The sequence below is a fragment of the Massilimicrobiota sp. An105 genome (assembly GCF_002161155.1).
GTDB lineage: Bacteria > Bacillota_I > Bacilli_A > Erysipelotrichales > Coprobacillaceae > Allocoprobacillus > Allocoprobacillus merdigallinarum.
Window position 1 is genome coordinate 24,133 of record NZ_NFLY01000004.1, and the last position, 13,181, is coordinate 37,313.

The following is a 13,181-nucleotide window of genomic DNA, read 5'->3' on the forward strand; positions in this document are numbered from 1 at the left end:
TTACTTTTTTAATGTATTTTCGTTAAAGATAAATGCTGGCCCATCATCAATACAAGCCTCAAGATCAATATATTGACTAATAAAACGGAAATAGCCATTTTTTCCAAGATCTTTTTCAAATCTATCCATGCTGACTAATATTCTAGACAAACATAGAAAAATATTTTTAAAAATATAATCAAACTGTGATTCATCTTTTAAATCAACAAACTTTGATAAATAATCATATAACTGTGGATTGATATAAGGATTACACATTTTCTCTAATCCGTCTGCTAAAGATAAAATGTCTTCAGTTGTATAATCTGTATAATCACTTGTATAATGATTCTTCAAATCTAATAAACGATTCATGACAATATGTATAATCTTCTTCGCTTCAAATGTATCAATCTTATACAGGGCATGTAATACTAATAAATGAGATTCAATCACAAAAAGCTCATCTTCCAATTCTTCAACATCAGATTTTAATTTTCCATATTCTCTTTGAATATGTCTTAAATTACGACGTTCTTCCTGAGCATCAAATTCATATTCACCTGGCACATGATAAATGGGTTCCAAGTTATCTAAAAACGCTTTCCATTTTTCATTATTAAATTCCTGTAAATGAAAATTTTCCTGGATATACATTTCCATATAAAAGGCAAGTAATTCTATCGCTCTTTCTTCACTCATTCCTTGATCTAACATTTTTTGATACATATTCATTGTATTTTCATCTAAATGATCTTGAACTTGATTTGTTATGATATCTATTGTTGCACTTCTTATATATTCTCTTTCTGACATAGTCGTTCTCCTTTTTTATGCTTTATATTTTTTATATTTATCTTGTAAGCTTTGTCTAGGTTCAATATTTAATTTTAAACCATACTCATAAGCTTCAATCCATTCTTTTTTGGAAAAGAATATCTCTGTTAACATCAAAACTTTATAAAGAGTCACTTCCTGATTACGTTCATAGCTGTTTTTAAAATAATATTGAAGAGCCTTTTCAAAGGAACCATAGTGAAAAATGAAAACAACATCATTCGTTTCATTCAGTAATGAAGTTGCTTCATAAAGTCTATCATCATAACGTTCTAATGAAGCAATAAACTTTTTCTGTGACTCAATAAATTTTTGACCATATTCTTTAACCATATCACGATATTCCAGTTTTTGAATATGAAAGTTTAAAACGCCGTATAACATTTCATGCAAACATTCACGACTCAAATAACAATGTGTTGCACCAGTAACCATCTCTCGTATTGTCTCTTCTGTGACTGGTAATTGCATCTGTCGTTTTATATATTCTTCATATAACTCTTCTTGAGCGATACCAACTGATGCAAAAGGATCATCACTTGAAAAAACATAAACACCACAGCCATAACTTAACACCTTATAAATTTCACGAATCAATATAACAACTTGTAAAAAATCAGGATGATCTGAGGAAACCTCAAATAAAATCTTTAAATATCTTTTGACTTTATAACGCCATTTAGGCCTTTCTTTTTTAGGCACAATACGATTAGGGGCTATATAAAAGCCATGATAAGCATCCTGTAAAAAATCTTGAATTTCAACAAATAAATCATTTAATGAAACTTCTTCTTGTTTAACTGTTTTTTTCTTACCTTCACCTTTCACAATACTTTCAATAACACTATCTAATTCTTCTTTTTTTGATTTTGGTAAAGCTTTGTAAACTTCTACAAAAGCATCATTAATCAGCTTTATGTCTTTATCTTTTAATAAATCTCTTAATTCTTTAACTTTCATTCTTTTCCTTCTTTCATCACTTTTTGTGTTTCTTGTAATAATTCATATACTAATTGCTGGTGTGAAATTCTCATCATATAATCTTGTTCTTTAACATTTGATAGTAAATTCATATTCCCATACCAGATCATTTCTTTATCAATTATAGCGTAATGTTCATATAAAGATGAAGTAACAATCACATGAATAGCATTTTCTTTTAAATTTTGAATCAATATGTTCGTTTTTTCAATCATATTTTTTGGATAACTTTTAGAATCTAAAGTGAGAATTGTTATGGAAATATTTTCTTTTAACTTAGATTGAAACAATCTTAAATAATAATTAACACTTTTTTGACTTAAACCTGGACTTGAAATCACAATACTTTCATTAGCACATTCTATATCTTTATCAAATATTTTTTGATAATCAGAGTTATCATATATCATTTGAATTTCATCTTCACGGACATGTAATGTTGTACATATTTCATAGCCCATCTTTTTGTACGTTCTCATACGTTTATGATACATTTTTTCCAATGTTTTTATATGTGAATCAATATAATCATAAATAATAACATCTTTTTTTCCTTCAAAATCTCTATGCAATCTTCCTGAATATTGTTCTATGTTACTCTCTACAGATACAGGAACGGTTAAAAATAAAGTATCTAATCTAGGAAAGTTGAAGCCCTCTCCTACATATTGTGCTGTTGCTACTAAGATAACACTTTCTTGTTTATTAATATTTTTGAGTTTTTCACGTATTTGTCTGTTGGTTTTATGACCTTTACCCCCAACCAACAGAAAAATATGGTCACTTCGTCCCTGTAATTGTTCATATAAATATTGAGCATGTTCCTTAAATTTTGTAATAATCAATGGTGTACGTTTATTTTGAAGTGCTTCTTTTATATCTGTAAGAATTTGTTGATTTCTTTCTTGATCATGAATCAATTTTTGATACATTTCATTTATTGATATTTTTGTATTTTCTAAATCTATGAATCTCGTAAAACGTGGGAAGATATAATGATTGACATTTTGAAGTTGTAATCTTTGCTTGGTCGTAAACTGATATCGAATAGGTCCTAATTGCATAAAAGTTTTTTGTTCCAAACCATCTTCTCTTTTTGGAGTTGCAGTAAATCCATAAACATATTTAGCGCGAACTTCAGTGAGTACATCATACAGCATAGCAGATGCACTATGATGACATTCATCTACAATAATCATCCCATAGTTCCTAACCAAATCTTTGATTTCACCTTTTGTAATGAGTGAATTGACAATAGCAATATCAATAATACCAGTTACAGAATTATGATTACTATATAATTTCCCAATAATACTCTTTCTTGTTTTCTTTATCCCTGATGGAGTTGTGTATGTTGGTAATTTCTCATGAACACTTAAAAAACGGTTAAGATCATCTTCCCAGTTATTCATAATCAAATTGGTATGAACGACAATGAGTGTATTCACTTTTCTTTGAGCTATCAAGTTTGTTCCAACAACAGTTTTGCCAAACGCAGTCGTTGCATGACAAATTCCTATATCATTTTCTAATAATGTTTCACATGCCTTTTGTTGATTATCATATAATTGACCTATAAAATTGACATCTATTTTCTTTTGCGAATTTCTAAGATCTTCTATATGATATGTAATTTGACTTTTTTCTAATTCATTTTGAAGAACTGATAAACATCCCCTAGGCAAACAAATCCAATAATCTATATCAATTGCGCATTCTATCCATGAATTCATCCCTCTAACAGATAATCCCATTGCTCTTCTCTTAAAAAATTCTTTATTTCTAAAAGCTGCTAAACGTCTTATTTGATTTTGAATTCTTGGCTTCAAACTTCTTGTATCAATATAAACCATATTTGCAAATTTGATGTCAACATGATGATTGACATCATCTTTATGAAAATGATTTTCTTTAATCCATGGTTGAGATATCGAATAATCATAATTCTCACTAAATATATCTTTATCTTTCCATAATTCAAGTTTCTCTTCTACAAATTCCAATGATAGTTTTTTAACTTTTTCAAGACATTCCCATTGATGGGGATAAACATTCCAATTTTCATCTACAAAAGCACTATTTTGTTTTTTCAAAGCCTGGCCCTGTAATGGTAAGGCAATTAAATTTCCTAACCCATCATCCGCCAAATGATCTTGTGCAGGAATCATACGATCATATGTTTGAAATGTTTTTAAATTAATAGATTGAGCACCTATATTTAATAGCGCTCTACCAAAACGTCTTGCTGTTATAGCAGGTAAAGCTTCTTCAAAAAAAATCCAAAGATGAGCCCCTCTACCTGATCGTGATCTTTCTACAAGAATATCAATTTGATGTAATTGACAAATTTCTCTTAAAGCATTGACCTCTTCTTTCCAACTATTATCAACATTCTCACCATCTGTTCCGACTTCGTGATTATCAAAATCAAATACCAATAAGTTTGTAGTTTCATCTTCTAACATAGGATAAATACCTATGACATCATTACCATTGATATCATTTCCTTTAAGATGCTCCATAACAACTCTTTGATTTAACACTTTCCATTTTTTATTTGGACAATCTTTACATTTTATTTTTTTATTTGTTTTTTTCAAACAGATTTCATTTTTCCAAAAGTTTTCACATTGAGGATAATATCCAACTCTCCCATCTTTATTAATATGTCTTTGACTATAAACATCTTTTCTCCCTTTAAAAAGTCGATAAAATATAATCGCATGTCTTGGGGTAATGACTTCACTATTAATGAAATGATTTTCCTTTTCTATTTGATGATAAACAATATGATGTTTATCTAAAAGCTTTTCTAAATATTCTATTCTTTTTTTGAGTTGCATATTTTCTTTTTCTAAGTCTTCAAATGTCGTCATTTTACCCATGATAATATCCTCATTATTTACTTTTTCTACCATATATTTTCTCATTAAAAGAAATAAAACACAATAAGTATTTTGTATATCGACTTCCATAATATTCAAAGAAAAGAATTTGTTTTGATAAAGTGGCATTTATGTTATACTTATAACAAGGAAGAAGGTGTAACAATGAAAAAGGCTTTACCTATTGGAGTCATGGATTATCATAAACTTATATCTGAAAATTATTATAATGTAGATAAAAGTTTAATGATTAAAGATTTTCTCGAAAGAAAAACGACTGTAACCTTAATTACACGACCAAGACGTTTTGGTAAAACTCTTAATATGTCTATGATGGCTGAGTTTTTTGACATAACTAAAAATTCAAAAGACATATTCAAAAATACAAAGATTATGCAGACAGAATATGCTTCATACATAAATCAATATCCAACCATCTTTATATCTTTTGCTAATGCTAAAGGTCATAAAGAACAATTTATTTTATCAATAAAAACAACTTTACAAGATATTTATGAAAAAAATGAACATGTATTTTCTAATATGTCTCAATTTGAAAAAAGTCGTTATAACAGAATTGTTGATGCTTTAATTCATGATAATAGCTTAAATACGATAAGCGAATCATTAGATTTTTTAATGAAAAGGATGGAAAAATATTACCATCAAAAAGTTATGGTTTTTATAGATGAATATGATACACCTTTTATCGAAGCACATGTCGGTGAATTTTATGATGATATCAAAAGCGGTTTAGCTTCATTACTTCATAATGCCTTAAAAACTTCTCCAAGTCTGCAATATGCTATGTTGACAGGCATACAAAGAGTTGCTAAAGAAAATATTTTTAGTGATTTAAATAATCCAGCTGTTTGCACTCTTACAGATCAGCATTATAGTCAATATTTCGGATTTACAGAAACAGAAACAAAAGCTATGCTAGAATATTATGGACTTTCATTGAATGATAAAGTCAAAGCTATGTATGATGGCTATCATATTGGAAACATGGAAATTTATAACCCCTGGTCTATTATTAATTATATCGACAATAAAGAATTAAGACCTTATTGGGTCAATACAAGCTCTAATAAAATGATTAAAGATGCGATGAAAGAATGTGATACATCTTTTAAGCAAGGATATGAAAAACTTATTGAAACAGGAAAACTTGAAACACTCGTACAAATGGAAACAAGTTTTTTTGAAGTCAGTAATACTCCTAATCTATGGGGGTTATTTGTTAATGCAGGATACTTAACAACAGAAAAAACAAATTCTTTGCAAATTGATAGATATATTTTACGTATTCCAAATCAAGAAGTGCAAAAAGAATTTCAGCAATTAACCTCTTATTATCTCAATATTTCTTCAACAGATCTATCCGGATTATGCGATGCATTATTGTTTGGTAATCAAATTGATTTTGAAAATTATTATACTCACATTTTATTGACATTACCATCTTATCATGATTTGCAAAATGAAAATAGCTATCATGTAATGTTTCTAGGAATGTGTGCATGGTTATCCCATGACTATGAAATCATCAGTAATAAAGAAGCCGGAAAAGGTCGTTGTGATATTATTCTAAAAGCAAAAAGTGCAATATCACCTTCTTATATATTGGAATTCAAATATTCAACAAACAAAGAAAAAATAGAACAGCTTTCTAATCAAGCTATTCAACAAATTCAAAAAAATCATTATGACGCCAATATGTCAGGCAAAGTTATTTATATTGGATTAGCCCATTGCGGCAAAGATGTTTTTATAACATGGAGAAACAAAGACAAGCAATAGTAACCAAATTTGCTTGTCTTTTATTCTTATTACCATAATTTATTTTTTGAATAATTAAGTCTACTCTTTCTATAATAATTATTCTTTTTTTAATTCAACTAATAAAAATACAGACAAGTTATTCATTTAATATCTATAATTTTTTATCAATTTTATAAAGTTTTATTTAAACAAATGATTGATAGCTTCAATATCTTTATGTGAAGTTTATTCTCTACCATTAAATTTTCCTATTAGTTTATCTTTAAATGTGTGAAGTCCTTTTATTATCCAAAGAACTTAATAAGATTTTTACAATGCCTTTCAACCAGATTTCCCATATTTTATATTGAAAATAGTTGAAAGAGTACAACTTTCTCTATAAATTCTTAGTAAAATTGTTGTATAATAATTTTCAGGTGGTGAATATCATGTATAGAATATACTATAAAAATAAAGATGAACTTGAAGCTCAATTACTTGATTTTAAAATACTTTTTGCTTATCACTCGAACAAAATTGAAAATCAAAACACAGATTACCATGATACAAGAGATATATTTGAAAAAGGGAAAGTATCCAATTACACTGGAGATTTAAGGACACTTTTTGAAATTCAAAATCAAAAAGATTGTTATCATTTTTTGCTTGATAAAATTATTGACAAGGTACCCTTAAGTATTCCTCTTATCAAGAAGATTCATTACGAACTTTCAAAAGGAACATATGATTCATATCGTTATGATATGAATCATGAAAGACCAGGAGAATTCAAAAAACATGATTATATTACAGGTAAATATGAAGTAGGAAGTTATCCTGAAAATGTCGAAAGCGATCTTCAAGAACTGCTCGAAGAAATAAATGAGTATGAAGGAGAAGATGTTTTCACTGTGGCAAGTTACCTTCATGCCTGTTTTGAAAATATTCATCCATTTGCTGATGCAAATGGAAGAACTGGAAGAACAATCATGAATTATTATCTGCTTATTCATAATGTCAGCCCTATCATTATATATGAAGAAGATAGGAAAGAATACTATGATTGTCTTGAAAAATTTGATGTAGATTTCAAATTACAGCCACTCAAGAATTTTATTATCAAACAGCAGGAAAAGACATGGACACGACAACCAAAAAAGGCAATAAAACTAAATGATATAATGAATAACAATGAAATGAAATGATAATTAAGTCTAGAAGAAAATATAGATTACCTCAATTTTCATCTAGCTTGAATAGCCCATACAATATTGCATGGGCTGTTTCTTTTTTCAAATATTACCTATAATATTTTCATTAGAATAAATATGTTATCTTTAGATTAGAATATGTAAAAAAGATGAAACTCTCTCCGTCTAAAGATAAAGCTTCATCTAAATAAAAACTCAAAACATAAAATAAAAGTTCCCTATCATTGTTGAAACGTGGATTCAGCTAAAAGCCTACCATAAAACAATAAGGGAACTTATATCATGGAGCAGCACTAGCCTTAAAGGCTACAATAAGAAGACATCCATGACATTGTCATTATAAAGCTATATTTTATTTTCTTCAATAAGAATTATCATAAAATTCAAATCATTTGATTATTCTACAAACTCTATATTATGTTTATGACACCATTGAATAGCCAATTCTCTATGAGTTTCATATAAGAATTGTTGCCATGCAGTGTTCAATTGATTTTTATAGATGAAATCCTTAAAGCGACGGAATGCTCCTTTACCTTTTAATGTCTTTTGAAGTTCTCTTTTCATATGCTGATCTTTTAATTGATTGGCGAACATTTCCATAATATGATATTCATGAATATCATAATGATCTGGTAATTGTATATAATCTGGTGAATTCAACACAATCATTTTTTTAGCAATATTCGTATCATCATCTATATTGATAAATTGTCCTTGAGATATTTGATAATACCAAGTTATATCCTGATCAGTCATTTCAATAGCTCTAATCACATCTTTTAACTTAACCTTAAATATTCTAATCTCTTCTATCATTGCTGGTCTATTAGGATATAACGATATCAGATGATTTGATAAATCAAAAGCTTTATCAAAATCATATTCACTGATTTTATGAATAAGCTCAGCCATTTCATGATAGAAACTTCTTGATCCTGTATGTCTTAAACTATTCATCACATAGCGACTATAATATTGAATCATGTTGTCTAAACAATGTTCAAAAAGAATATCTTCATGTTTCTTCATACCAAATATATCATCATTTTTAGCTAAATATTGAAATAAAGCATCATACATTTTTTCTTGTATATAAATTTCACTTATATTGATTTGGTTCTTTTCTAAATCATGGATAATGTCTTTTTTCTTGTGTTCCCATATTTCTGGTAAATATGATTGTTGAAGTAACTGATAATATTGGATTTGTCCAGGATATTGATGATAAAGCAACTCAGTAGCAAGAACAATGATTTGCTCATTTTGATTTGTTTGTTTATAAATATCAAGAAGTAATAAATAAATATCTTGATGAGGATGTTCTTGAAGTTGTTGGAGACATAAATCAATGGCTTTTTGATAGTCTTGATGATTCATATAAAGATTGATAGCTTCTTTAATAAATACTAGATTGTTTTTATTGGTGTCTATAACAGAAGATAATGATTCTCTTTGATAGTGATATAAAATATAAAGATATTTATCGTAGATTTCAGTTGAAATAGGATAAGAACTTATCTTTTGTTGATAGGATGATAAAAGATCATCTAGAGGTATGTTTTGTTGATGAAGTTTGTCAATAAGTTGATAAATCACAGATTGGTTATATTTTACACAGAGATCAAAATAAATACTTGTTTTTTCATTTTGAGATGCATAAGTATCTATTAGTTGAATCATCTGATGAAAGAAATCTTCCTGATAAGATTGTAAAGATGAAAATGTATGAAGAAGCTGATTGAGCGCTTCTTTAGCTAAATCTGTTATATATTGATCTTGATGAAAATGATGTAAGTTTTGAATTGATGTGTATATCTTTTCATAATCTTCACTAAGAGGTATTTGATTTGATGATATATATTGATAAATCATTTGATATATATGATTGACTCTTTGCATATCTTCTATAATATGGAAAAAGGTTTGATATGTTTCTGATGATTCAAGAGCTTGACCAATGATATCCAGTAATTCTTCTTTTGATTTCTTTGATAAGGGTTCTAAAATTTCATGACCTTGGTACATATCACTGCAATTATCATCTTTTGTATCATAATCATCGTCATAATCCTCATAATCATGATCGTCATCGTAATCGTCATAATCATAATCATAAGATGAATGATCACCAAATAACTCTATAAGCAATGCAGCTTCATGTTTACATTTTTTACCTTTCATAGCATAAAGACAAGTACAACGCATATCTGTAATCTTCAGTTGATCAGAAACTTCTATTTCAACATCATACTCATGGTTGCCTAATACCTTTCCTTTATATACATTTCCCACTTTAACAACATTGTAAACACCACCACTATTGTAGATATCAACACCTCTATTATAAATATGTCTTGCAAAATAATTTTGAATATTCATTATTATTCCTCATTTCTTATTTTAATTAATTTATTTTCTTATATAAAATATATCACATAATACTTAACATACATATCGTTCAAATAATTTTCTCAAAAATTTCTAAGAATCTTATCTATAAAACCTTAAAATCCATGCTTTAATTCTTAAAAATAAAATGAGATAATAATTTTGGAGGTTGATATAATGAACGTAGTTTCTTTTAATCTTATAAAAAAATATACCCATGTTTATAAAAATAATCCAATCAAACTTGTTCCTGGAGATATTTATCAAAGCGGTTCACAACCTAATGCTGGCAGAGATCAAATATCAAAACTAATGGGAGTATCAAATAGTTCTGGTATGAGAACCAAAAATATAAAAGGAACATATAAAAAAGCATATCTTGTCTTAATTATGAAAGCTAATCATAATAATTGGAATGATAAAATCATATTCAATGAAAATAGGGTTATATATTATGGTGATAATTATAAAAGTAAAAATATATATGATACAAAACACAACGGTAACAAAAATTTAAAATTTTTATTTGGTAATGCTGATAATCCTTATAAACAGTATCCGATTTTTCTTTTTTATCATGATTCTGATTGTGAAAAAAGCTCGGATTTAAAATATGCAGGCTTGTGCATACCAAACTATAAGGAATTGGGGCTTGAATTTGTAGAATCAAATGGCGTACGAAACTACAAAGCCAATTTTACACTCATTCAAGAAATAATCGATTTAGGTTGGCTTGAAGATTTGCAAAATGGTATCAATCCATTTGATAGTGATTTTTGTCCTTTAAATTGGAAAAATTCAATAGAAAATAATACTATAAGTGATATGACAATAAAAACATTAGTTAATGAAGAAATTAATATTTCACAAAATTTTGATTCTAGCAATCCAGAAAGCGTTGAAAAATATATTCAAACCACTTTAAAAGCAAGGAAAGGGCAAGGCGCTTTTAGAAAGAAATTATTGAAGCATAAACGTTGTCAATGTGAATTATGTCAAGTAAACATTCCAGACTTATTGTTAGCTAGCCATATTAAACCTTTTTCTAAATGTACAGCCCAAGAAGCATATGATTTGAATAATGGGCTAGTACTATGTGCTACACATGATGCTCTATTCGATAAAGGTTATATATCATTTAATACAGATGGGAAAATATTAATTTCCAATTTAATAAATACTGATTTATATGATAATTTCAACATCGATAATACTCTCAGAATAAATATAAATCCTAAAGAAAAAAAATATATGAAATATCATAATAAACATGTTTTTATAAAAACATAGGCAAAAAGCAAATATATGCTTTTTGCCTATTTATTAATCTTCATCTTCAAAAATTTGTGACAGAAATGGTTCTAATCTAGAAACTATCCCTGTAACTAATGCATTACCCATCATAAAATATCTTCTATTAATGGGCATGCCTGTATTAGTCCAATCATCTGGAAATCCTTGCATTCTTTCCGCTTCAATAGGTGTAATAAATCGTAAAGCGTGAAGTTCTTCATCCATTATAATATGTGTACTTCTATTGATACTTGATTCACTTGTCAACATAGTTCTCCCTGGTAAGTCCAGGCTATCATAAGGTGACATTGAGCCTTCTGAATAATAATATATACTACCATCAGGAGCAATTCTTTCTCTTTTTTTTGCCCCTCTTAATTCCTGAAACTTCTGAATTTGATTTTCATCTAGTAAGAAGTCTTCTAGATGACTGGTTGTATCCAATATATTTCTCAGTGGTGTAAATGGCTCAAGTTCAGGTTCAATCTTATTTGTAAATACATATCCATTTATCATAACTCCTGCATTTTCAAATGATTGGTGAAAATGTTCAGTCATCACTACAGTATCTTTATATTCATGTTCTCCAATATTTGTATTATAACTTTTAAGTTCAAGCGATTTTTCAACATTAACAGGAAATGCTTGTGCAAAAATTCCGTTATAAAATATAATATCTCGTAAATGCATATCAATAAAATTATTATTATAATTTGTATTTCGTTTCCATGCAAATATATATACTCTGCGACGTCTTTGTGCAAATCCATAATCTGCTGCATTGATAACACGCCATTCTACATTATAATCTAAATCATGAAAAGTTCTAAGCATGATACCAAAATCTCTTCCTCGTTGTTTAGACGGAGATTTCAATAATCTATCTACATTTTCCAATAATACAAATGGAGTATGCTTTGTTCTCAACGTTTCTGCAATATCCCAAAACAAAACACCTTTTTTCCCTTCAATTCCTCTTTCACCCGATAATGATCTAGCCACAGAATAATCTTGGCAAGGAAATCCTCCTACCAATAAATTATGATCAGGAATTATTCTTTTATCTACTTTTGAAATATCAATATTCGAATGATTTTCTTGTCCAAAACGAGTACAATAACAATCAAAAGCATGTTGAACCTTTGTAGAAGGTTCCCATTGATTTGCCCACGTAAAATTCCAATTTCCTTCTTCAATGGCTCTTCCATTATCATCAAAATGAGTTATATGATTCAAACCAACTCGAAAACCGCCTACACCCGCAAATAATTCTACGACAATTTTTTCCATGGTATTCTCCTTTAATATTTTTAGTAGCCCCTTAAATACGTCATGTACAGAATATTGTACATGACGTATTTTATCATCATTTGTCAAAAAGATCAAGACAAAATTTTTAAATGAGCATTAATGATAATATGGATTTTTAATTTCTTCTATTAATTGTTCCATTCTATATTTAAAAACATCTCTTACTTCACATTCCCATACCACAATCACTCGATAATCCATATCCTCTAATTGCTTATAATGTTTTATATCATTATCGATATTTCTTTGAATTTTAGGAAGCCAATATTCTTTTCGCGTTTTGGGAATAGTCGCATATTTACAATTATAATGATGATGCCAAAAGCAACCATTCACAAAAATTGCAACTTTATATTTTAAAACAACTATATCTGGTGTTCCCGGTAAACCTCTATCATTCTTACGATATCTAAAACCATGATGGTATAAATATTTTCTTACTTTGATTTCTGGTTTTGTATCTTTACCTCTAATATGTGACATAATTTTAGAACGTATTTTCTTATCCTCCATAATGAAATCTCCATTT

General features: G+C 28.2%; 9 protein-coding genes. 3 read left to right on the top strand and 6 right to left on the bottom strand.

The annotated features are described in order from the left end of the window. Genes B5E48_RS01675 through B5E48_RS01685 form a run of 3 tightly spaced genes read right to left on the bottom strand, consistent with a single transcriptional unit; the run spans position 1 to position 4,715 of the window. On the bottom strand, positions 1 to 795 hold the full coding sequence (locus B5E48_RS01675) for a hypothetical protein (RefSeq protein WP_087303860.1): 795 nt from the start codon (positions 793 to 795) through the stop codon (positions 1 to 3). Between the two features lie 15 nt (positions 796 to 810). Further along, positions 811 to 1,776, bottom strand: coding sequence for a hypothetical protein (locus B5E48_RS01680; RefSeq protein WP_087297464.1), 966 nt, complete (start codon positions 1,774 to 1,776; stop codon positions 811 to 813). After that, positions 1,773 to 4,715, bottom strand: coding sequence for a TOTE conflict system archaeo-eukaryotic primase domain-containing protein (locus B5E48_RS01685; protein ID WP_158097243.1), 2,943 nt, complete (start codon positions 4,713 to 4,715; stop codon positions 1,773 to 1,775). Before B5E48_RS01685 ends, B5E48_RS01680 begins: the two co-directional genes overlap by 4 nt. Positions 4,716 to 4,847: 132 nt before the next feature. Between B5E48_RS01685 and B5E48_RS01690 the strand changes: the two genes are divergently transcribed. Together B5E48_RS01690 and B5E48_RS01695 are read left to right on the top strand one after the other, a co-directional pair. Next, positions 4,848 to 6,485: an AAA family ATPase gene (locus B5E48_RS01690; protein ID WP_087303862.1), complete on the top strand. Its 1,638-nt coding sequence runs from the start codon at positions 4,848 to 4,850 to the stop codon at positions 6,483 to 6,485. Between the two features lie 410 nt (positions 6,486 to 6,895). Beyond that, positions 6,896 to 7,651 (top strand): Fic family protein, encoded by a 756-nt coding sequence (locus tag B5E48_RS01695; RefSeq protein ID WP_087303863.1) that lies wholly within the window; start codon positions 6,896 to 6,898, stop codon positions 7,649 to 7,651. 402 nt (positions 7,652 to 8,053) lie between these two features. Here B5E48_RS01695 and B5E48_RS01700 read toward each other — a convergent pair whose 3' ends face one another. Continuing rightward, positions 8,054 to 10,039: a UPF0158 family protein gene (locus tag B5E48_RS01700; RefSeq protein ID WP_087303864.1), complete on the bottom strand. Its 1,986-nt coding sequence runs from the start codon at positions 10,037 to 10,039 to the stop codon at positions 8,054 to 8,056. A 186-nt stretch (positions 10,040 to 10,225) separates the two neighbouring features. On the opposite strand from B5E48_RS01700, the gene B5E48_RS01705 reads away from it, so the two are divergent. Beyond that, entirely contained in the window at positions 10,226 to 11,338 is a 1,113-nt protein-coding gene (locus tag B5E48_RS01705; protein ID WP_087303865.1) for an HNH endonuclease, read from the top strand. A 33-nt stretch (positions 11,339 to 11,371) separates the two neighbouring features. Here the strand turns inward: B5E48_RS01705 and dcm are convergent, their stop codons facing one another. Then, complete coding sequence (gene dcm / locus B5E48_RS01710; protein ID WP_087303866.1) at positions 11,372 to 12,631, bottom strand: DNA (cytosine-5-)-methyltransferase; 1,260 nt, start codon at positions 12,629 to 12,631, stop codon at positions 11,372 to 11,374. Positions 12,632 to 12,748: 117 nt separating this feature from the next. Then, positions 12,749 to 13,165: a very short patch repair endonuclease gene (locus tag B5E48_RS01715; RefSeq protein WP_087303867.1), complete on the bottom strand. Its 417-nt coding sequence runs from the start codon at positions 13,163 to 13,165 to the stop codon at positions 12,749 to 12,751. Positions 13,166 to 13,181: the final 16 nt, after the last annotated feature.